Annotated in this window: 18 protein-coding genes; 8 read left to right on the top strand and 10 right to left on the bottom strand. The window is 74.6% G+C overall.

The features are described 5' to 3' along the window. Nucleotides 1-666 precede the first annotated feature (666 nt). The 8 genes from A949_RS0106745 to A949_RS32705 form a co-directional block, all read right to left on the bottom strand. Nucleotides 667-1,245 carry an FABP family protein gene (locus A949_RS0106745; protein WP_019355239.1) on the bottom strand — a complete coding sequence of 193 codons (579 nt, stop codon included), beginning with the start codon at nucleotides 1,243-1,245 and terminating at the stop codon, nucleotides 667-669. Nucleotides 1,246-1,517: 272 nt separating this feature from the next. After that, nucleotides 1,518-1,883 (bottom strand): DsrE family protein, encoded by a 366-nt coding sequence (locus A949_RS0106735; protein WP_019355238.1) that lies wholly within the window; start codon nucleotides 1,881-1,883, stop codon nucleotides 1,518-1,520. 96 nt (nucleotides 1,884-1,979) lie between these two features. After that, on the bottom strand, nucleotides 1,980-2,267 hold the full coding sequence (locus A949_RS0106730) for a DUF1416 domain-containing protein (RefSeq protein ID WP_019355237.1): 288 nt from the start codon (nucleotides 2,265-2,267) through the stop codon (nucleotides 1,980-1,982). Nucleotides 2,268-2,296: 29 nt separating this feature from the next. Next, nucleotides 2,297-3,133, bottom strand: a complete 837-nt coding sequence (locus A949_RS0106725; RefSeq protein ID WP_019355236.1) for a sulfurtransferase — start codon at nucleotides 3,131-3,133, stop codon at nucleotides 2,297-2,299. Between the two features lie 595 nt (nucleotides 3,134-3,728). Then, on the bottom strand, nucleotides 3,729-4,445 hold the full coding sequence (locus A949_RS0106720) for an LmeA family phospholipid-binding protein (protein ID WP_026004402.1): 717 nt from the start codon (nucleotides 4,443-4,445) through the stop codon (nucleotides 3,729-3,731). Nucleotides 4,446-4,582: 137 nt separating this feature from the next. Then, nucleotides 4,583-6,094 (bottom strand): hypothetical protein, encoded by a 1,512-nt coding sequence (locus A949_RS0106715; protein WP_019355234.1) that lies wholly within the window; start codon nucleotides 6,092-6,094, stop codon nucleotides 4,583-4,585. Next, on the bottom strand, nucleotides 6,091-6,357 hold the full coding sequence (locus tag A949_RS0106710; RefSeq protein ID WP_019355233.1) for a MoaD/ThiS family protein: 267 nt from the start codon (nucleotides 6,355-6,357) through the stop codon (nucleotides 6,091-6,093). The genes A949_RS0106715 and A949_RS0106710 overlap by 4 nt, the downstream gene beginning before the upstream one ends. Before the next feature lie 14 nt (nucleotides 6,358-6,371). Beyond that, nucleotides 6,372-7,487, bottom strand: a complete 1,116-nt coding sequence (locus A949_RS32705; RefSeq protein ID WP_019355232.1) for an alpha/beta fold hydrolase — start codon at nucleotides 7,485-7,487, stop codon at nucleotides 6,372-6,374. A gap of 302 nt (nucleotides 7,488-7,789) precedes the next feature. On the opposite strand from A949_RS32705, the gene A949_RS0106700 reads away from it, so the two are divergent. The 6 genes from A949_RS0106700 to mshD all read left to right on the top strand — a co-directional run bounded on the left by A949_RS0106700 (nucleotide 7,790) and on the right by mshD (nucleotide 14,606). Next, entirely contained in the window at nucleotides 7,790-8,572 is a 783-nt protein-coding gene (locus tag A949_RS0106700) for a winged helix-turn-helix transcriptional regulator (RefSeq protein ID WP_019355231.1), read from the top strand. Nucleotides 8,573-8,806: 234 nt separating this feature from the next. Continuing rightward, on the top strand, nucleotides 8,807-9,856 hold the full coding sequence (locus tag A949_RS0106695) for a LacI family DNA-binding transcriptional regulator (protein ID WP_019355230.1): 1,050 nt from the start codon (nucleotides 8,807-8,809) through the stop codon (nucleotides 9,854-9,856). A 96-nt stretch (nucleotides 9,857-9,952) separates the two neighbouring features. Continuing rightward, nucleotides 9,953-11,218, top strand: coding sequence for a trypsin-like peptidase domain-containing protein (locus A949_RS39485; RefSeq protein ID WP_019355229.1), 1,266 nt, complete (start codon nucleotides 9,953-9,955; stop codon nucleotides 11,216-11,218). Then, on the top strand, nucleotides 11,215-12,108 hold the full coding sequence (locus tag A949_RS0106685; RefSeq protein WP_019355228.1) for a response regulator transcription factor: 894 nt from the start codon (nucleotides 11,215-11,217) through the stop codon (nucleotides 12,106-12,108). Before A949_RS39485 ends, A949_RS0106685 begins: the two co-directional genes overlap by 4 nt. An 80-nt stretch (nucleotides 12,109-12,188) precedes the next feature. Next, the gene (locus tag A949_RS0106680; protein ID WP_037705963.1) at nucleotides 12,189-13,640 is read left to right on the top strand and encodes a HAMP domain-containing sensor histidine kinase; all 1,452 of its coding nucleotides are present in this window, start codon (nucleotides 12,189-12,191) and stop codon (nucleotides 13,638-13,640) included. Between the two features lie 66 nt (nucleotides 13,641-13,706). Then, complete coding sequence (mshD, locus tag A949_RS0106675) at nucleotides 13,707-14,606, top strand: mycothiol synthase (protein WP_026004400.1); 900 nt, start codon at nucleotides 13,707-13,709, stop codon at nucleotides 14,604-14,606. Between the two features lie 228 nt (nucleotides 14,607-14,834). Here mshD and A949_RS0106670 read toward each other — a convergent pair whose 3' ends face one another. Continuing rightward, on the bottom strand, nucleotides 14,835-15,350 hold the full coding sequence (locus tag A949_RS0106670) for a hypothetical protein (RefSeq protein ID WP_019355225.1): 516 nt from the start codon (nucleotides 15,348-15,350) through the stop codon (nucleotides 14,835-14,837). A 390-nt stretch (nucleotides 15,351-15,740) separates the two neighbouring features. Next, nucleotides 15,741-17,657 carry a helix-turn-helix domain-containing protein gene (locus tag A949_RS0106665; RefSeq protein ID WP_019355224.1) on the bottom strand — a complete coding sequence of 639 codons (1,917 nt, stop codon included), beginning with the start codon at nucleotides 17,655-17,657 and terminating at the stop codon, nucleotides 15,741-15,743. Nucleotides 17,658-17,882: 225 nt separating this feature from the next. On the opposite strand from A949_RS0106665, the gene A949_RS0106660 reads away from it, so the two are divergent. Beyond that, complete coding sequence (locus tag A949_RS0106660; RefSeq protein WP_019355223.1) at nucleotides 17,883-20,141, top strand: RNA degradosome polyphosphate kinase; 2,259 nt, start codon at nucleotides 17,883-17,885, stop codon at nucleotides 20,139-20,141. Between the two features lie 147 nt (nucleotides 20,142-20,288). After that, the gene (locus tag A949_RS0106655; RefSeq protein WP_019355222.1) at nucleotides 20,289-21,602 is read left to right on the top strand and encodes a CHAD domain-containing protein; all 1,314 of its coding nucleotides are present in this window, start codon (nucleotides 20,289-20,291) and stop codon (nucleotides 21,600-21,602) included. Nucleotides 21,603-21,623: the final 21 nt, after the last annotated feature.

Raw genomic sequence — 21,623 nt, 5'->3', positions numbered from 1 at the left:
CTCGGCGCCGCTGTCGTACGCGAAGGCGCTCGCCGCGGTGGCCAGCTGCGTGGTGGCCAGGCCGCCGAGCAGCGCGACGGTGGCGGCGGCGGAGGTTATGCGAGAACGATTCACAGAAGAAGCCTTTTCCCCGTTGGGCGGTCGAGCGCCGGGGCAAGAGGGCGCGAGAGCGCGCCACAGCGGCCCCACCGGCGCTCGTGCCGGTGAATGGATTAACGCCATTCTTATCACTCAAGGGCACGCATTAGATTGCCTACCGGGAGTGATTTGGGTGACTCGCGCTGTAGGGGTCTCGCCGTGACCAGTGGATTCGCCTCGACCGGGGTGCCGGGCGAGGGTTCCCGAACTGGTGGGCGGAATCGCGCTATTCCACAGCTTTCACAATCGTGACATCTCCGAGACGTGCGCCGCGGGCAGGCCGCCGCTGCCGCCGAACGCGGCGGCAACAGCCGTCGAACGGAAGGGGAACGGCCCGCGGGCGCGGGAAGGGGACGGCGCCCGCCGGGGCGGCGGCGCGCCCGGCGCGAGTGGGGCGGCGCACAGCGGGAGGCGGAACGGCCGGCAACGGCGAACGGGGACGCTCCTCGGCGGAGTGCGCGTCCCCGGCGTAATGTCCGGAGCGGGCGTCCCCGGCGGAAGCGGGGAGCCCGGTCCTCGGCGGAGTCCTCAGCGGAAGAAGGCGATGCCGTCGTCGGGCAGGTCCACGACGTCCTTGGCCCACTCCTTGGGGTCCACGACCTTCTTCAGGTGCGCGGACATGTAGGGCCGCAGCGGCGCCTCGGGTGTGGCCTTCTCGCCCACCCACATCAGGTCGCTGTTGACGTAGCCGTACAGCCGCTTGCCGCCGCTGTACTCGCCGGCGGCCGCCGTGCGGGCCACGGCGTCCGTCGCCAGGTCGATCTGCGGCTTCTTCTCGGCCAGTTCGCCGTACCAGACCTCGGCGATGCCCTGGTCGCGGATCATGACGACCTCGACCTTGCGGTCCGCGTCGATGCGCCAGTAGCCCGTCTCGGTCTCCAGCGGGCGGACCTTCCGGCCCTCCGCGTCGAGCTCCCAGGAGTGCGAGACGTACTCCAGGAAGTCACGGCCGTCGTGGGTGAAGGTGACTTCCTGCCCGAAGTTGCACTTCTGCTCCTCCTCGCCCTCCTGGGCGTCGAGGGCGGCCACACCGGCACCGGTCCAGTTGCCGAGCAGGAAGGCGAGGGGCACGAGGTCCGGGTGGAGGTCGGACGGAATCTCGATCATGGAACTGGTCGATCCCTAAGAGTGGCGGGCGTGCGAGCGGTCAGCGCTGGCCCTGGTAGAGCTTCTTGAAGGTCAGCCCGGCGAAGGCCACGGTGCCGACGCAGACCAGGACCATCAGGGCGGTGAAGAATGCCTCAAGCACGGGTGGCTCTCCTTGCGCGGTGTTCGGTGACCCTCCGAGTCTAATCGCCGCGGCGGGGGCGGACCTCCCGAGGGGCTGCCCGGCGGGCGAGGGGGCAAGCGGAGCGTTCTCGGTGGGCGAGGGGATGCGCTCAGTAGACGAGGGCCTGGACGTCCTCGGCCATGATCTCGCTCACGAAGAGCTGTGCGCCCGCGATGCGGACGCCTTCGAGGACGTCCTTCTCCTCGATGTCACGGCGGGCCGCGCACTGGGTGCACAGCGTGATCCGGCCGCTCGCCTGGATCGCGGCCATGAGGTCGGGCAACGGTGCCGCGTGCGGCAGCTCGAACTCCGCCGCGCGGCCCGGGAGGGCGAACCAGGCGGATTCACCGGTCAGCCACAGACTGACCTCGGTGCCGCTCGCCGCCGCGACGGAGGCGACGGTGAAGGCCTGCGAGCACCGCTCGGGCGCGTCGGCGCCCGCGGTGACCTTGATGACGAGCTTCCGGTGTGCCATACGGCCAGCATATGGGGGCTCCGCCCGGTCCCGGCACCGTGCCGGGACCGGGCGGCCCGGCACGCCGGTACCGGACCGGCGGAGCCCCTGCGCGGTTCAGACCGCGATGGTGACCTCGGCCAGGCCGCCGTCCTGGGCGACCACCGTGCGGTCCGCGGTGCCGCCGGGCACCAGTGCGCGGAGCGTCCAGGTGCCTTCCGCGGCGTAGAAGCGGAACTGGCCGGTGGCGGAGGTGGGGACCTCCGCGGTGAACTCGCCGGTGGCGTCCAGCAGCCGCACGTACCCGGTGACGGGCTCGCCGCCGCGGGTCACGCTGCCCTGGATCGTGGTCTCGCCCGGCTTGATGGTGGCGGTGTCGGGCCCGCCTGCCTGTGCTCCGCACATGAGGGTGTTCCGTCCTTTCGAGGGTCGGGTCAGTTGGAGCCGAGCTCGACGGGCACGCCGACGAGCGAGCCGTACTCGGTCCAGGAGCCGTCGTAGTTCTTGACGTTCTGCTGGCCCAGGAGCTCGTGCAGGACGAACCAGGTGTGCGCGGAGCGCTCACCGATGCGGCAGTAGGCGATGGTGTCCTTGCCCAGGTCGACGCCCTCGGCCTGGTACAGCTCCGTGAGCTGCTCGTCGGACTTGAAGGTGCCGTCGTCGTTGGCCGACTTCGACCAGGGGATGTTGCGGGCGCTGGGCACGTGGCCGGGGCGCTGGGACTGCTCCTGCGGCAGGTGCGCGGGGGCGAGCAGCTTGCCGCTGAACTCGTCGGGGGAGCGCACGTCCACCAGGTTCTTGGTGCCGATCGCCTCGACGACCTCGTCGCGGAAGGCGCGGATGGCGGTGTCCTGCGGCTTGGCCCGGTAGTCGGTGGCCGGACGCTCGGGCACCTCGGCGACCAGGTCGCGGGAGTCCAGCTCCCACTTCTTGCGGCCGCCGTCGAGGAGCTTGACGTCCTGGTGGCCGTAGAGCTTGAAGTACCAGTAGGCGTAGGAGGCGAACCAGTTGTTGTTGCCGCCGTAGAGCACGACGGTGTCGTCGTTCGCGATGCCCTTGGCGGACAGGAGCTTCTCGAAGCCCTCCTGGTCCACGAAGTCGCGGCGCACCGGGTCCTGGAGGTCCTGCTTCCAGTCGATCCGGATCGCGTTCCTGATGTGGTTCTTGTCGTAGGCCGAGGTGTCCTCGTCGACCTCGACGAGCACCACCTTCGGGTCGTCCAGGTGGGCCTCTGCCCAGTCGGCGTCGACCAGAACGTCGCTGCGGCTCATGCTGTCTCTCCTCGTGAGGTGGGTGGATGCGGCGGAGGGTGCGGAGCAGGTGCGCGTATGCGGCGGCTCGCGGACACGGGTCGGGCGCACGGCGGGGTGCGGGCGTGCGCGACGGTGCGCGGTGGGACGTACGCGGGGCTGCGCTGCGGCACGTGTGCGGGTGGGCGGCGGGGCGCCGAGCGGGCAGGGCGCCTCGGTCCCGGCGGGACGTGCGGACGGTCAGCGGGAGCCGCGACAGAGCATGGCGGCGATGCGGCACAGGTCCACTGCCCGGCGCTTCGTGAGGTCCGCCTGTCGCTTCATGCGCTCGATCGTAAGGACGACGACGGGGCTGTGTCACCGTCGATCCGCATCGTGAGATATTTCTGTCCGTATGACGGGATGAAAGGCCCGAAAGCGCGGGCCGGCGGGCGGTGCCGGGCGGGTGGGTGCGGGGGATGCGCCGCTGCCCGTCTCGGATGGCGGGATCGATGATCTCGCCATCAACGGCGGCCGGGCGCCGAGGCGGTCCGGGGCCCGGCGAAGCGGCGAGGTCCGGCGAGGGCCGGTGCCTGGCGAGGGCCGGTGCCCGGGGTCCGGACCGGGGATCCCGGGGTCAGCCGGCCAGCCGGACGTCGGTGCCCGCCATGGAGACGTCGACGCCGCTCTTGGTCGCCTCGACCTTCTCCAGCCGGAGGCCGTCGGGGAGGCGGTCGATCCTGCGGTCGAAGTCGATCTTCTTGCGGATCGCGTCCTCGACGCCGGGCACCTTGGAGCCGGGCACCTCGTCGGCGTGCAGCCGCACCGTGTCGCCGCCGGTCACGCTGACGGTGCTGTAGACGCTGCGCTCGATGGTGCGGCCCACCACCGGGAGGACGATGCCGGCGGTGACCTTCACCTGGTCCTTGCCGGAGGTGCTCTTGCCGCCGTAGCTGACGCGCACCCCGTCGTCCGCCGCCTTGGACAGGTCCGCGTAGGACAGGTGCACGGTGCCGGTGGCCCGGTCGGCGACCGCCGTGCCGAAGTTGTTCGACAGCTTCACGTCGAGGGCTTCCATGGTGATCTTGCTCAGCCGCACCTGGCGGCCGTTCGCCGTGGCGGTGACGCCCTCGACGTCGACCTTCACCTCGTCCAGCTGCTTGCCGGCGACCTGGGTCAGAAAGGGGAAGCCCTCGATGGAGACGGAGGGGTCGCCGGACGACGTGGAGCCCAGCTGGCCCTTCAGCTTCTCGGCCACCTTGTCCTCGGCGAGGTTCACCGCGACGCGGTCGGCCGCCACGAAGAGCCCGGCGAGTATCACCAGGATCACTAGCCCTGTGCGGAGTGCGCGCATGGTGTCCGTATCCCCCCATGAGTCGGCGTGCTGGCTGCGAGCGTAACCCGCTTCGTGCCGCTGTTGGTGGGGAGACGAGTGGGACGCAGGGGGGCGGTGAGGCTCCCGTTGCGCAGGTATCCGTCGTCGGGGCGTCGTCAGAGCAGCGTGCGGCCCAGCAGCTGGACGGCGGGCACGGCCAGGGTCAGCGGGAGGGCGACGCCCGCCGTCATATGGACGAACCGGGACGGCCAGTCGTAGCTGGCCACCCGCAGCCCCAGCACCGCGCACACCCCCGCGCCCAGCCCGATGAGCGCTGCCGGGACCGGATCCACGCCGGTCAACCGGCCTGCCGCGGCCCCGGCGGCCGCCGCGGCCACCAGCGCGAGCGGCACCGACACCGGGCCGGGCAGCGGTACCGCCCGGGCCAGCGCCGCCACCGCGACCGCGGCGGCTCCCACCGTCACCGCGTCGGCCTCGGCCGGGAGCAGCCCGGCGGCCAGTACCGTCAGCCCGATCGCGGCGAAGCCCGCGGTGAGCGCGTAGAGGCGCTCGTCGGGGCTGGAGTTGTTGCGCAACTGCAGCACCAGGGACAGGACGCACCACACACCCGCCGCCCCGAGCAGCACCGTCGGCGCCGATCCGCCGTCGGTCAGCAGCAGCCCGGCGTCGGCGGTCAGCCCGGCCACGAACGCCAGCGCGATGCCCTGCCGGGCGGGCCACATCCCGTTGAGCCGGTACCAGCCGGCCGCCGTCAGCGCCTGGAGCAGCACGAGTGCGCCCGCGAGCGCCCCGTGCCCCAGCGGTGCGGTGGCCGCCAGCAGCGCCGCGAGGACCGCGGTGACGGCGGCGGGCCTCAGCCCCGGCGCGATGATCGGGGAGCCGGTCCGCTGCCGCGTGCCGGCGGCGGTCGCCGGGGCCGCCGCGGTCTGCGGGTCCGCCGGTGTCTGCCGGGCCGGGGGCGGCTGCGGGGCGGTCCGGGTGGCGTGGGCGTGCGGGGCCGGCTGCGGCCCGGGCTGGGTCCGGGGCTGGTGCTGTGGCATCGGCTGGTGCTCTGTGTGGCTTTCCGGTGGCAGGGGCTGCCCGGCCCCTCCGGGCCGGAGCGGTCCCGAGGAGGCGGGCAGGGGCTGGTGGGCCGACGGGGTCCCGTGCGGGAGCGCCCCGGTGTGTCCGGGCGCCGTCGGCGGGGCGCCGGTCCGGGCGGAGGCCGCCGCGCCGCCGGGCTGCGGCCCGTCGATCCGGGTCACCTCGTAGGTCACGTCGGAGGAGACGTCGTACGCCGGTCCGTGGGGCTGCTCGTACGGCTGCCCGTGGGCCTGCTCGTACGGCTGCCCGTGGGCCTGCTCGTACGGAGCCGGGTAGGCCGCCCCGTACGGGGTCTGCCGGCCGTACGGGTCCTGGGCGTACGCGTCCGGACCGTACGGCCCCGACGCGTAGGGATCGGTCCCGTACGGATCGGTCCCGTACGACCCCGTCCCGTACGCGTCCCCGGCGTACGGGTCCTGGGCGTACGGTGCGGGCCCGCCGTACCCGGGTCCGGCGGCGTGCGGCGATGCGGCGTCCGGCCGGGGCGTGTGCGGGGGCAGCGGGTGGGACGGATCGGGCGGCACGGGCCGCCCGTACGCGTCGTACGTACCGCCGTAGGGCTCCTCGGGGCGGCCGTCGCTCATCGGGCGCCTCCCGCGAACGGGGGGAGGACCTCGACGGTGCCGCCTTCGCTGAGGTGGACGGCGTCATGGGTGCGGGTGCCGACCGGGTCGCCGTCGACCAGGAAGGAGCAGCGCAGCAGGACGCGGGCGAACTCGGGCCGCCCGGCGTGCGTCTCGCGGGCGCCGCGGAGCGCGTCCGCGAGGGTGCCGGCCTCGTACGGTTCCTCGGCGGTGCCTGCCGCGGCCTTCGCCGCCGCCCAGTAGCGGATCGTGCCGCTGGCCATGGTTGGGGTCCCTCTCAGCCGTCCGTGCCCTCGGTGGCGTCCGGTGCCGGTCCCGGGGCGTGTCCCGGCGTGCTTCCGGCGGCCCGCGGGGCGTGTGGGTCGCGGCTCCCATGATGCGGCCTCGCGGCGGGTGCTTGTAGCCGGGTGGCCGCCCAACTGCCGATCCGGTCCAACAGCGCGGCGTCCGCGGCGTTCTCGGCGTGTCCGAAACCGGGCCGCAGCCACAGTTCGCAGGCTTCCGGGTCCGCCGCCTCGGCGAGCGAGAGCGGGTGGTCGACGGGGAAGTACGGGTCCTGGTCGCCGTGCACGACCAGCAGCGGGACCGGGGCGATCCGCGGGACGGCGGCGACGGGCGGGAGCGGAACGGGGTCCCAGTCCCGGTGGTGGACGCGAGTGCGCAGCCCGTAGCGGGAGACGAGCCGGCCGAGCGGGTGCTGGATCGCCCAGTGCAGCCGCCGCATCGGTGCCGTACCCCGGTAGTACCAGCGGGCGGGCGCGCTGACGGCCACCACGGCGTCGGCGTGGGCGGTGGCGTCCGCGGTGGCGGGAACGGGAGCGGGGGCGGCTGCCGCGGCGCCGACGGCACCCTGTGGGCCGGCCGGCTCAGCTGTGCGCCCGTCTGTGCGCCCCCTGTGCACCACAGAATCGAAAATTGACTCTGCGTGACCGTGGTCGTACTCCCCGCGGTACAGGGCCGCGTGCCGCAGGACGACCGAGCCGCCCATCGAGAAGCCGACGGTCGCCACCGTGCGGTGCCCCTGCGCGCGTGCCCACGCCACCGCGGCGGCCAGGTCGAGCACTTCCCGGTCCCCCACGGTCGAGCGCCCGCCCGACCGGCCGTGTCCCCGGAAGGAGAAGGTCACCACGGCCGCGTGCGCGGTGAACGCGGTCGCCGCGCGGCGCACCGCCGGCCGGTCCAGGGCGCCGGTGAAGCCGTGCGCCAGCACGATCGCGCCCGGGTCCCCGGCGGTTCCGGAGCCGGTGGCCGGGCCCGCGTACGGCTCGTACCGGGCCTCGATCCGGACCCCGTCGGCGGTCCGCAGATCCTTCCGTACCGCCGTCGTGTCAGTACGCTGCGTAACACCCCTGCGGGGGGCGCGAGCGATGTCACATGCCGCTCCGACTCTCATGCGGGTATTCTGCTGGCAAGCAGGATCCGGGCAGCGTCGCCCCCGGGTCCTTTTGTGCTTTCTGGGGGTCGTGGCCGGTGGGACAGGCCCGCGGCCCGGCCCTCGGGCAGTGCCGTACGAAGCAGTGCCGCCATATTCCCCCGGGCACCGGCCCGGGTGGCGCCCCCGGCGCAGGGCGCCAGGAGGGAACTCGACGTCATGGGCAAGCGAACCGTGCAGAACCGAGACCGGAACCGAGGCCGTTCGAAAGCGCACCGACCACGTCCGACGTGGGCCCTCTCGCCGAGGGAGGGTGTCACCGCATGAGTTCACTGCTGCTCCTCACCAACGCACTCCAGCCCTCTTCGGAGGTGCTGCCCGCGCTGGGGCTCCTCCTGCACAACGTGCGTGTGGCCCCCGCCGAGGGGCCCGCGCTGGTGGACGCGCCGTCCGCCGACGTGATCCTCGTCGACGGCCGGCGCGACCTGCCGCAGGTGCGCTCCTTGTGCCAGCTCCTGCGCTCCACCGGACCCGGCTGCCCGCTGATGCTGATCGTGACGGAGGGCGGGCTCGCCGCCGTCACGGCCGAGTGGGGCGTGGACGACGTGCTGCTGGAGACCGCGGGACCCGCCGAGGTGGAGGCCCGGCTGCGGCTGGCGACCGGCCGCCGCCAGCTCACCGCGGACGACAGCCCGATGGAGATCCGCAACGGGGACCTGTCGGTCGACGAGGCGACCTACAGCGCGAAGCTGAAGGGCCGGGTCCTGGACCTGACCTTCAAGGAGTTCGAGCTGCTGAAGTTCCTCGCCCAGCATCCGGGCCGGGTGTTCACCCGCGCCCAGCTCCTCCAGGAGGTGTGGGGCTACGACTACTTCGGCGGCACCCGCACCGTCGACGTCCATGTCCGGCGGCTGCGCGCCAAGCTGGGGCCGGAGCACGAGGCCCTGATCGGGACGGTCCGCAACGTCGGATACCGCTTCGTCTCGCCGGAGAAGGCGGAGGGTCCGCCCGCCGCTGAGCCCGCCTCCGGCGCCGGTTCCGTCGCGGACGCGGCGGAGCGCGTGACCCGCGAGGCGGCGTCCTCGTCCCGGCGCAGCGCCGACTGACCGCCGGAGGGACCGGGGCCGCCGGAGGCCGGGGCCGCCGGAGGAAGCGGTACGGCCGGGGGGCTCGGTACGGCCGATGGGCCGGTGCCGAGCCCTCCGGCGGGGCCCGGGAGCCCGCTCCCGAAGCCGCCGGCGGCGGTGCCGTGAGCCCCGCGGGAGCCCTGTGCCGCGGCCCGGGGCGAAGGTCCGCGACGGGAGCGGAGCGGGGCGACTCATCCCGCGTAGACTCTCGGCGTGGCCAAGGTGACGCGGGACGACGTGGCGAGAGTGGCGGGGACCTCGACAGCCGTTGTCAGCTATGTGATCAACAACGGTCCCCGGCCGGTCGCCCCGGCGACCCGGGAGCGGGTGCTCGCCGCCATCAAGGAACTGGGGTACCGGCCCGACCGCGTGGCCCAGGCCATGGCGTCGCGGCGCACGGACCTCATAGGGCTGATCGTTCCGGACGCCCGCCAGCCGTTCTTCGCGGAGATGTCGCACGCTGTCGAACGCGCGGCGGCCGAGCGCGGAAAGATGGTCCTGGTCGGCAACTCGGACTATCTGGACGAGCGCGAGGTGCACTATCTGCGCGCATTCCTCGGCATGCGGGTCTCCGGCCTCATCCTCATCAGCTCCGGTCCCAGCGAGCACGCGGCGGCGGAGATCGACGCATGGGACTCGCGCGTGGTGCTGATGCACCGGCGGCCCGAGGCCATCGACGACGTCGCCGTCGTCCTCGACGACGTGGGCGGCGCCCAGTTGGCCGTCCGGCACCTGCTGGAGCACGGCCACGACGCGGTGGCCTGCCTCGGCGGCGTCGAGGAGACCCCGGTGCTCGGCGACCCGGTCACCGACCACGTCGTGGGGTGGGAGCGGGCCATGCGGGAGGCGGGCAAATCCACCGAGGGCCGGCTCTTCCAGTCCCCGTACAACCGGTACGACACCTACCAGCGCTGCCTGGAGCTGCTGCGCCGCCCCGACCGCCCGACGGCGCTGTTCTGCGCCACCGACGACCAGGCCATCGGGGTGCTGCGGGCCGCCCGCGAGCTGGGCATCGACGTGCCCGGCGAGCTGGCCGTCGCGGGGTTCGACGACGTCAAGGAGGCGGCGCTGACCGATCCGCCGCTGACCACCGTCGGCTCGGACCGCGAGGCGATGGCGAAGGCCGCCGTCGACCTGGTGCTGGACGACTCGCTGCGGATTCCCGGGACGCGCAACGGCGGCGTCCCCGGCAGCAAGGGCCGCGTCCGGCAGTTCCCGTCCGGACTGGTGATCCGCCGGTCCTGCGGCTGCGATCCGGCCTGAGCCGCGGCCCCGGAGGCCGAACGGCCCCCGTAGGGCGAGAACTCGGAGGTTTCTCACCGCCTCCTCAGAGAGCTCTCATCTTGCCGGAGCACGCTCATGGGCATGGACAACTTCGAGCGGCAGACTCCGCACGGCACCCACGGCCCGCAGGGCGGCGAGCCCCCGCACGGCACGCAGCCTCCGCACGGCACGCAGCCTCCGCACGGCACGCAGCCTCCGCAGGGCACCTCCGACGCGCACGGCACGCAGCCCCCGTACCCGCCGTATCCGCACCGGCCCGAGCAGCAGTCGCCGGCGCCCTTCGGAGCCGTACCGCCGCCCCCGGCCGGGCCGCCGCACGCCGCCTTCGGCGCGGAGCCGGGCGCTCCCGGCGCGGCGGGTGGCCCGGCGGAGCCCGGTGCGGACGGTGCCGAGGGTGCGGGCGCCGAGGCCGGGCACGGGCGTCCGCGCCGCCGCCGGATGCGGCAGCCCGCGGCGCTGCTGACGGCGGTCGCCGTGGCCGCTGCCGTGATCGGCGGCGGGACCGCCTTCGGCATGGAGCGGCTGCTGGGCGGGCACGACGGGACGAGTTCGGCGGCGCCGGCCGTCGGCGGCAGCAACGCGACCGCGAAGGGCGCGGTCTCCGACGTGGTGCGCAGCGTCCAGGACAGTGTGGTGGAGATCAAGGCGACCAGCGGCTCGGGGGAGTCGACCGGTTCCGGAGTCGTCATCACCAAGGACGGTCAGATCATCACCAACAACCACGTCGTCTCCGGCGCCGACACGGTCAAGGTCTCCTTCGACAGTGGCAGAACGGCGGACGCCGAGGTCGTGGGGACCGACGCGGACAAGGACCTGGCGCTGCTGAAGGTGGCCGGGCAGGACGACCTCCAGCCGGCTCAGCTCGGCGACTCCGGGGCGGTCGGTGTCGGCGACCAGGTCGTCGCCATCGGCTCGCCCGAGGGCCTGTCCGGAACGGTGACCAGCGGCATCGTCTCCGCCAAGGACCGCGAGGTGAAGGTCCCCAAGGAGGACGGCGGACAGCAGGGGCTGCCGGGCCGGAACGGCGGCGGCAGCGGCGGCAGCGGTGGCCAGGAGTGGCCGTTCGAGTTCGACGGCGGCCAGTACAACGGCGGCGTCCAGGGCGAGACGACCACCTACAAGGCCATCCAGACCGACGCGTCCCTCAACCCTGGCAACTCCGGCGGTCCGCTGTTCAACATGGCCGGCCAGGTCATCGGCATCAACTCGGCCATCTTCTCGTCCGGTTCGGGGCAGGGCCAGACCTCCCAGGCCAGTGCCGGCAGCGTCGGCCTGGGCTTCGCCATTCCGGTCGACGACGTGAAGAAGGACCTGGACGCGCTGCGGCAGGGGGGTGCGTGAGGGCGCTGCGTGACCTGCTGGGCGGCCGGGACGGTGCCAAGCTGGGAGCCATGCCCTCCGACGCCACGCCTCCGCCCCAGCCGACCCAGCCGTCTCAACCGCTCCCGCCGCCTCAGCCGTCCTCGGGGCCGGAGCCCGCTCGGCAGGCCCCCGCGTCCGGGAACGGCACCGGGAACGCCGGGAAGCAGACCGTGCTCGTCGTCGACGACGAGCCCGCGGTCCGGGACGCGCTCCGCCGCAGCCTGAGCTTCGAGGGGTACGCGACCCAGCTCGCCGCCGACGGTGCCGAGGCCCTGGAGAAGGTGGCCGAGCACCAGCCGGACCTCGTCGTCCTCGACGTGCTGATGCCCCGCATGGACGGGCTCACCGCGGCGCGCCGGCTGCGGGCCGCCGGGCAGCGGGTGCCGGTGCTGATGCTGACCGCGCGCGACACCGTCGGCGACCGCGTCACCGGGCTGGACGCGGGCGCCGACGACTACCTCGTCAAACCCTTCGAACTGGACGAACTCCTCGCCCGGGTCCGGGCCCTGCTGCGGCGCAGCTCCTACGCGCGCGCCCAGGCGCAGGCCGAGGCCGCCGAGGAGCCGGAGACCCTGGCCTTCGCCGATCTGCGGATGGACCTGCTCACCCGCGAGGTGACCCGGGGCGGGCGGCCGGTGGAGCTGACCCGCACCGAGTACACGCTGCTGGAGATGTTCCTCGCCCACCCGCGGCAGGTGCTCACCCGGGAGCAGATCCTCAAGGCCGTCTGGGGCTTCGACTTCGAGCCCTCGTCCAACTCGCTGGACGTGTACGTGATGTATCTGCGGCGCAAGACCGAGGCGGGCGGTGAACCGCGGCTGGTGCACACGGTGCGCGGCGTGGGCTATGTGCTGCGGGACGACACGTGAGCCTCGGCTCCGACCACACGGGGAGCGGCCTGCGCACCGCCCTCTTCCGGCTGCGGCGCGGCGGCGCCCGCGCGGTCGCGATGCCGCTGCGGGGCCGGCTGGCCCTGCTGGCCGCGACGACGGTGGCGCTGGCGGTCGCCGCGTGCGCGCTGGCCTGCTGGTTCCTCGTCCGCGCCCAGTTGCTCAACTCGCTGGACGACTCGCTGCGGGACAACTCCGTGGCGCCCGGCGCCGTCGTCGACCGGGTGCAGTCCGGCCAGTGCACCCCGCCCGACCAGCCGGCGCCCAACCCCTTCGGCGCGACCGTGCAGGTCGTGGACCCCTCCGGCGGGAACTGCGTGATCGTCGGCAGGAAGCTGGACGTCACCGACGCCGACGTGCGGGTGGCCGAGCGGCGGCACGGCGAGACCCTGCACACGGCGCGCGCCTCGGACGGCACCGAGTACCGGGTCCGCACCACACCGGTCGCGGGCACCGGGCTGGCCGTTTCGGTGGCGCGGCCGATGGCCGAGCTCCAGGAGTCGCTGCGCAAGCTCGCACTGATCCTCACCCTGGTGGGCGGCGCCGGCGTACTGGGTGCGGCCGGCGCCGGTGTCGCGCTGGCCCGCGCCGGGCTGCGGCCCGTGGACCGGCTCACCGGGGCCGTGGAGCACATCGCCCGCACCGAGGACCTGGCGGTGCGCATCCCGGTCGACGGGCACGACGAGATCGCCCGGCTGTCCCGCTCCTTCAACGCCATGACCGAGGCGCTGGCCTCCTCACGCGAGCTCCAGCAGCAGCTCATCGCCGACGCCGGGCACGAACTGCGCACCCCGCTCACCTCGCTGCGCACCAACATCGACCTGCTGGTCCGCAGCGAGGAGACCGGGCGGGCGCTGCCCGAGGAGGACCGCAGGGAACTGCTCTCCTCGGTGCAGGCGCAGATGGCCGAGCTGGCCGAGCTGATCGGCGACCTCCAGGAGCTCTCCCGCCCGCAGGCGGTCCCGCACACCACGGAGGGCGAGGGCGCCGAGCCGGGCGACCCGAACGCTCCCGGCGGACCGGGCGGTTCCGGCGCCCCGCCCCGGGCCGCGGTGGTCGGGCTGCACGAGATCGTGGAGCGGGCCGTGGAGCGGGCCCGGCCGCGGGGGCCGCGGCTGACGCTGACGACCGACCTCGCCCCCTGGTACGTACGGGGCGACGCGGCGGCGCTGGAGCGTTCGGTGGTCAACCTGCTGGACAACGCGCTCAAATTCAGCCCGGAGGGCGGCAGCGTGCACGTGGCGCTGCGGGACGGGGTGCTGACCGTCCGCGACCGGGGGCCCGGCGTCCCGGCCGACGAGATCCCGCACGTCTTCGACCGCTTCTGGCGCTCCCCCTCGGCGCGCAGCCTGCCCGGTTCCGGCCTGGGACTGTCGATCGTGGCCCGCACGGTGCGGCAGAGCGGCGGCGACGTGCGGCTGCGGCGCCCCGCGGACGGCGGCCCCGGAACCGAGGCGGTCCTGCGGCTGCCCGGCGCCCCCGCCCCGCCGCCGTCCGAGCCGCCCCGCTGAGCGTGTCCGCGGTCGGCGGAGCGACGAGCGGTCCACTCCCGCGCGTTCCGCCGTAGGGTCGTCCCCATGAGTGACGTGGATGTTGTGGACGAGGTGTCCGCGGACGACGTGCGGGAGGTCCAGGCGCTGATCGACGCCGCGGCGCGGGAGGACGGTCAGCCCGCCGTCTCCGAACAGGGCAGGCTGCAGTTGCGCGGCGGCTCCCGCCCGGGCGTGCGCCATCTGCTGCTGCGGGCCGGCGACGGTGCGCTGTCCGGCTACGCGCAGTTGGAGGACACGGACCCGGTGGAGGCGCCGGCCGGGGAGCTCGTCGTCGCACCCACGCGCCGCGGCAACGGCCACGGCCGGCGGCTGGGGCAGGCCCTGCTGGACCAGTCCGGGCGGCGGCTGCGGGTCTGGGCGCACGGCGGCCATCCCGCGGCGCGGCACCTGGCGCAGAGCCTGGGGATGACCCTCTTCCGCGAACTGCGCCAGCTGAGGCGTTCGCTGGCCGGGCTGGAACTGCCCGATCCGGTGCTGCCGGACGGGGTGACCGTACGGGCCTTCCGGCCCGGAGAGGACGACGCGGCCTGGCTGGCGCTGAACGCCGCCGCCTTCGCGCACCATCCCGAGCAGGGCACCCTCACCCAGCGCGATCTCGACGACCGGAAGGCCGAGCCCTGGTTCGACCCGGTCGGCTTCTTCCTCGCCGAGCGGGACGGGAGGCCGGTCGGCTTCCACTGGACGAAGGTGCACTCGGCGGAGGAACTGGGCGAGGTCTACGTCCTCGGGGTCGACCCCGGTGAGCAGGGCGGCGGCCTCGGCAAGGCGCTCACCACCATCGGCCTGCGCTATCTGGCCGACGAGCGGGGCCTGCCGACCGCCATGCTCTACGTCGACGCCGACAACGAAGCCGCGGTGCGCGTCTACGAGGGGCTCGGCTTCCGCACCCACGAGACGGACCTGATGTACCGCACCGAGACCTGACGGCGGGTACCGGGCTCCGCGCCGCGGCCGGACACCCGGGTCCCACCCCGAGGGCCGGAGGACGCACGTCCTCCGGCCCTCCCCCGTTGCGGGGCCCTCCCCCGGCACCGCCGCGGTGGGGAGACACCGTCGCCGCGGGCGGGGGAGGGAGACTGCGGAGCGGCCTCGGCGGCCGCGTCGCCCCGGTCCGCGAGGACCGAAGGGCGCGGCGGGAGCCGCTCGGGGTCGTCAGACCCGGGGTGAGGCGGTGACGGCGTAGTGGACGTAGCCGTCGCCGTCGTTGTTCCAGTTCAGCTTCCAGGCACCGTCACCGAGCGCGTAGCGCGAGACGGCGTGCCGGAAGGTCGGGGTGGTGTAGGAACCGTCGCCGCTCTCCATCCGCCCTTCGAGCCCGAAGTCGCGGTGGGCGCGGATCGGGTCGGGCGCGCCGGCGACGCTCTTCTTCAGGTAGACCCGGAACTTCGCCGCGTCGAAGGTCCGCGGGGTGGGGTTCGGGTAGGAGGACGGCACGTCCCAGCTCAGCTTGGCGTAGCTGTAGACGTAGCTGCCGGAGCGGTAGGAGCACATGGTCGCCTTGAGGGTCCAGTTGTCCGCCCATGGACCGGAGTACCCGCGGTCGTCCACGGTCTTGGTGGTCGTGTTGCAGGACGCCGCCATCGCCGGGGGCGCCATGACGACCGCCGCGCCGGCGACGGTGCCGAGGCAGGTCGCGGCGACCGTGGCCCGGCGCAGAAGGGTGCGCATTCGGTGACTCCTCGTTCTCCGCACGGGGTGCGGTTTCGCTGGTACGCCGACCGCGCCCCGGTCCGGCACCTGGGTGCGGGGCCGGGGCGGGAAGACGGCGTGACGGGCTTCGGGGCGAGCCGGTCCGGCACCGGGCTTTCCGCGCGGTGGCGGTCCCCAATCGCCCGGCGACCGTCCGAAGGCGCCGCTCGTGCGAGCGGCACACGGCAAGCCCGGAGAGAGGCGGATATGCGCCCGCCCGTTCGTCGCTTCCCCCGCCGGTGCGGTCGGACGCCGGGATCGTAGGCACACCGGCCGCCACCGCGCCGTATGCATCCGAGGCGGCCGGCTGTGCATGTGAGGAGCCCGTTCCGGTTCGTCGGCCGGCGCCCGGGTGCGCGGATCGGCGGATCAGTGCCCGGGCCTCGCCGGATCAGGCACCGCGGTCACCGGGAGCTGCCCGGCGGCCACCAGCAGCATCAGTGCCTGGTGCGGCGCGGCCCCCTGCTCGCCCAGCGGCAGCCGCAGCAGCGAGCCCAGCGCCGAGAGCCGGGCCGCGAGGGTGTTCCGGTGCATGCCCAGCGCCGCGGCCGTCGCGCTCGCGTGGCAGTTGTGCGCGAGCCAGGTGGCCAGCAGCCGCGGGTCGTCCGCCTGCTCCAGCACCGCCAGCTCGTGCGTCGCCCGGTCCACGACCGGCGACTCCCGCAGCAGCGCCCGCAGCCCGGGGGCCGCCTGCGGTGCGAGGTCCGCCGGGAGCGGCAGGTCGGTGAGCTGGAAGGCGAGGTCGGCCACCGCGCGGTGCGCGACCTGCCGGTGGTCGAGCCCCATCGCCTCCAGCACCAGCCGGAGCCGCTTGTTGGCCGTGGTGCGGTCGACGCCGAGCAGCCGGCCGGCGCGCAGCGCCCCGTAGGACAGTGCGCGGCGGGCGGTCGGTACCGCTTGGGAGCGCTGCTCCTCGGTGAGCTTCCGCAGCCCGACGCAGACCTGGTGGGCCCACACCCGTGCCCGCGGGGAGAGCGACGCCAGGAGGGAGGAGGCCCCGGCGTCCCGGACGATGCCCTCCGGGTCGTTCCGCGCGGCCGTCAGCGCCCGTACCGCGGCCTCGTAGGACAGGGCGGTCTGCGACCAGGGCCGGGGCCCGGAGACTCCGGCGAGACGTCCGGGCCGCTGCTCCACGACCGGGCGCAGCAGGGCCACCGGGGTGCTGCCGTCCGGGTCCTGCGGAAGGACCACGATGACGTGCCGCGGGTCGGCCGGACACAGGACGACCAGCCCGCCGTCGCCCACCGCCTGTTCGCAGGCCGCGGCGGTCCGCGTGCGGTCCTCCTCCGGTGCGCGCTGCACCACGGCCACCACTCCGCGTGCGGCGGCCAGGACTTCGCCGACGCCGTACTCGGCGGCACCCAGCCGGGCCAGCGGTTCGGCGACCCGCACGGCGCCCTCCCAGTTCCCCAGCATCAGGTATTGCAGCACGGACACCCGCACGCCGCGCAGCGCTGTGTGCAGCACCTCGCGGTCCCGGCGGTACTGCACCGCACAGTCCAGCAGTGCCACCTGCCCCGCCGTGTGGGCCAGCAACTGCCGCAGGTGCGAGGGCCAGCCGCCGGAGCGGAGCGCGGCCAGCACCCGGTGCGGCCGGTCTCTTCCCACTGCGTGCAGCACCAGTTCCCGGTCCCGGAACGGCACGGCCGCCGTGCGGATCCGCCCGCACCGCACCTCCTCCAGCGTCCGGCGCCGCTCGGCGGCCAGCCGGTTCCACTCGGGGTGCCCCGGCTCGATCAGGGTCACCGGGCCGCCGGTGGCGGCGGCCACCTCCCGCAGCAGTCGCGCAGGCCCCTCCGCCCGCTCCAGCGCGGTCGCGGAGAGGGCCAGCACCCGCGCGGTGCAGCGGGTGTTCTCCCGTTCGACCGCCAGCTGTCTCCGCAGTACGCGGCGCAGGGTCTCGTCGGCGTCCCAGTGCGCTGCCGGGGCGAGTGCCGGCAGCCCGGCCGCTCGGGCGGCCTCCCGGCCGGCGGGGGCCGCGGCGGGCGCGAGCACCACCGCGGCCACGCCCGCGCGGGCGAGTTCCCGCAGCGCCGGGTCGGCGCAGTCCGGCACCGCCCCCTCCGGGCCGGTGGGCAGGACGGCCAGTCCCGCCCGCATCCGGGGCGCGTCCGCGGGCAGCCGCCAGCGGGCATCGCACCGCACGGCGTCGTCCATGTGCTGCGCGGTCGTCGGCGCCGGGGTGCCGGCCGGTTCCGGCGGGCCGGGGGAGTCCGGCCGGTCCGGTGGGCCGGGGGAGCGCAGTACCGGGTGGGGGCCGGTGGTCAGTTGGCTGAGGTTCAGCATGGTGGAGCCGCAGGGGGAGAGGCCGGGTGAGGGGTGCGGGGATCCTAACCGCCGCGACCGCTTCCCGGACCTCCCGGGAGCGGGGGAATGTGCGGGCCGTCCGCCCCGGCAGGTCATCCGGGGCACCCCGCGATGCCATGTCGGCGTAACCGCTGATTCAAACTCGCGTGCGAGCCTCGCGGAATGGCCCGGTCCTCCCTCGCAGAGAGCATCGACAATGGCGGTATGACCCAGCAGCCGCAGTCCCCGGTCGGCTCGATCGCGGCCCACCGCCTCAGCTCACCCACCGATCCCGGCAGCGTCCCGGGTGCCGGCCCCGGCCTGGGCCTGGACCCCGACCTCGACTCCGACCCGGATGTGTACGCGGGCGGCGAAGGCCGGCTGGACGACGAGTCCGCCACCGACCTGCCCGCCGACCGCTTCCTGGACCGGGAGCGCAGTTGGCTGGCCTTCAACGAGCGGGTGCTCGAACTCGCCGAGGACCCGGAGACGCCGCTGCTGGAGCGGGCGAACTTCCTCGCGATCTTCTCCGGCAACCTGGACGAGTTCTTCATGGTCCGCGTCGCGGGCCTCAAGCGCCGGATCGCGACCGGCGTGGCCACCCGCAGCGCGGCGGGGCTCAAGCCGCGCGAGGTGCTGGAGGGCATCTGGGAGCGTGCGCAGCAGCTCATGGAGCGGCACGCCGCCTGCTACCAGCAGGACATCGCCCCCGCGCTGGCCGCCGAGGGGCTGCACCTGCTGCGCTGGGCGGAACTCACGGACAAGGAGCAGGCCCGGCTCCTGACCCTCTTCCGGCAGCAGATCTACCCCGTGCTGACCCCGCTGGCCGTCGACCCGGCCCACCCCTTCCCCTACATCTCGGGGCTGTCGCTCAACCTGGCGGTGGTCGTCCGCAACCCCGTCAGCGGGCACAACCACTTCGCGCGGGTGAAGGTGCCGCCGCTGCTGCCGCGGTTCCTGGAGGCTTCACCGCAGCGCTACGTCCCGCTGGAGGACGTGATCGCCGCGCACCTGGAGGAGCTGTTCCCGGGCATGGAGGTGCTCGCGCACCACATGTTCCGGGTGACGCGCAACGAGGACCTGGAGGTCGAGGAGGACGACGCGGAGAACCTCCTCCAGGCCCTGGAGAAGGAGCTGATGCGGCGCCGGTTCGGCCCGCCCGTGCGCCTGGAGGTCGAGGAGTCCATCGACCCCTACGTCCTGGACCTGCTCATCCGGGAGCTGAAGGTCGGCGAGTCGGAGGTCTTCCCGCTGCCCGGGCCGCTCGATCTGACGGGACTGTCCGGGATCGTCGCCGCCATGGACCGGCCGGAGCTGAAGTACCCGAAGTTCGTGGCCGGCACCCACCGGGACCTCGCGGAGGTCGAGTCCGCCTCGGCGCCCGACATCTTCGCCGCGCTGCGCCGCCGCGACGTACTGCTGCACCACCCCTACGACTCCTTCTCCACCTCCGTGCAGGCGTTCCTGGAGCAGGCCGCCGCCGATCCGGACGTGCTGGCCATCAAGCAGACGCTGTACCGCACCTCGGGCGACTCGCCGATCGTGGACGCGCTCATCGACGCCGCCGAGTCCGGCAAGCAGGTGCTCGTCCTGGTCGAGCTCAAGGCGCGCTTCGACGAGCAGGCCAACATCAAGTGGGCCCGGAAGCTGGAGGAGGCGGGGTGCCACGTCGTCTACGGGCTGGTCGGGCTGAAGACCCACTGCAAGCTGTCGCTGGTGGTGCGCCAGGAGGGCGAGGTGCTGCGCCGGTACGCGCACGTGGGCACCGGCAACTACCACCCCAAGACGGCCAGACTGTACGAGGACCTGGGGCTGCTGACCGCCGACCAGGAGGTGGGCGCGGACCTGTCCGACCTGTTCAACCGGCTGTCGGGCTACTCGCGGCGGGAGACCTACCGCCGGCTGCTGGTCGCGCCGCGCTCTCTGCGGGACGGGCTCGTCGCACGGATCCAGCGGGAGGTCGAGCACCACCGGGCCGGGCGCGAGGCCGCCATCCGCATCAAGGTCAACTCCATCGTCGACGAGACGGTGTGCGACGCCCTCTACCGCGCCTCGGCCGCGGGCGTCCCGGTGGACGTGTGGGTGCGCGGCATCTGCGCGCTGCGGCCCGGTGTGCCGGAGCTGAGCGAGAACATCCGGGTGCGCAGCGTGCTGGGCCGGTTCCTGGAGCACTCGCGGGTGTTCTCGTTCCGGAACGGCGGCGAGCCGGAAGTGTGGCTGGGCAGCGCCGACATGATGCACCGCAACCTCGACCGGCGGATCGAGGCACTGGTGCGGGTCACCGATCCCGCACACCGCGCCTCGCTCGACCGGCTGCTGGCCACCGGGATGTCCGACGCCACGGACTCCTGGCACCTGGGACCGGACGGGGTGTGGACGCGGCACGCGCGGGCCGCCGAGGAGGAAGGCGGGCAGCGGCTGCCGAACGTGCAGGAAATGCTGATCGAGGGGCGGCGGCGGAAACGCGGTCCGGCCGCGACGTGACGCGCGGCGCCGCGCGGCGGTTGGGGGACTGAGGGCGATGCAGCGACGCGGGTGCGCAGGGGAACACCCGCGCGGGGCGGCCGGCGGGTGCCGCGAGAGCGGTGGGGCCGGTGTGCACAACGTGCGCGGTGCGCGGAAGGGGACGTGATGGGACGGAGCCGGGACGTGGTCGTCGAGTCCGGGCGCGGTACGCGGGAGCCCCCGCGGCCCGCCGGGACACCCGCGGGCACGGCGGCGGATCCGGCCGCGGACCGGGCGCCGGAGGCGGCCCCGGGGACGGCCGCACCGGGTCCGACGGCCCCCGCGGGGACGGTGCCCGGGCCGGCGGGTCCGGTGGCGGCGCCCGCGGGGACGGTGGCCGAGGTGCTGGGCGGCTATCTCCAGGAGCGCGCCGCGGAGTTCCTCCGCGGCCTGCGCGCCCACGCGCAGGGCACCGGCGCCGGTACGGGAGGCAGCGGCGCCGGCCCCGGCGGGACGGCCGGTGCGGCGGACCCCGCCCGCGCGGCGGCGTCCGTCGGCGCCCTGCGCTCCGCCGCCCGCCGGATGAACGGCGTGCTCGTCACCTACCGTGCGCTGCTCGACCCGGTCTGGGCCGACGACCTGCGCACCGAACTGAGCTGGCTGGCCGGGGTGGTGGCCCGCGAGTACGCCTGCGCCGACCGGCTGGAGCGGCTGTCGGGCGCCCTGCACCGGCTGGCGAGCGGCCCGGCGGGCAGCGGCGAGGGCACCGGCCCGGCAGCCGCCGAGGCGGGCGGCCGGACTCCCGGCGCCCCGGGCGGCGGGCGGCGGTCCGCCGGGGGCGGTGCGGCCACCCGCGAGCGGGGCGCCCTGCCGGTGGGAGCGGCCCGCGCCGGGGCCCTGCTGGAGCGTCGGCTCACCCTGGCCCGCACCCGCGCACACTCGGCCGCGCTCCAGGCGCTGGGCTCGGCCCGGTTCCACGCGGTCGCCGACGCGGTGGCGCTGCTGGCCTCCGAGACGCCGTTCCGCCCGGGCGGTGACGCCGGCAGGCCCGCCGCGGCGATGCTCGCGCCGCCCGCCGAGCAGGCGCGCCGCCGGCTCGACGAGGCCGTCGCCGCGCTTCCGCTCACCCGCGCCGGGGCCCCGTACAACGCCGACGGCCTCTCCCGTTCGCTGGGCGTCGAGGCCCGTCAGGACGCGGCCTGGGACCATGTCCGGGTGCTGCTGCGGGTGCACCGCTACGCGCAGGAGGTGCTGGGTCCGCACGCGGTGCCCGACCCGCGGCTCCGCCCGGCGGGCGAGGCCCTGGAACGGCACCACGAGGCCGCCGCGGCCGCGGCCGCTGCCGCCTCCGCCGCCGCGACCCCCCGCATCGCGCCCGCCACCGCCTACGCCCTCGGCGTCCTGCACGCCGACCAGCGCCACGAGGTGGAGGCCGCCCGCTTCGCCTTCGGCCGCCACTGGACCCGCACCCACCCGGAGAACGCCCCTTCCTGTTCCTGATGCGGTTGTCCGGGGGCGGGC

The sequence above is a fragment of the Streptomyces sp. AA1529 genome, assembly GCF_000280905.1.
Classification (GTDB): Bacteria; Actinomycetota; Actinomycetes; order Streptomycetales; family Streptomycetaceae; genus Streptomyces.
This window is presented reverse-complemented; position numbering and strand designations above follow the sequence as displayed.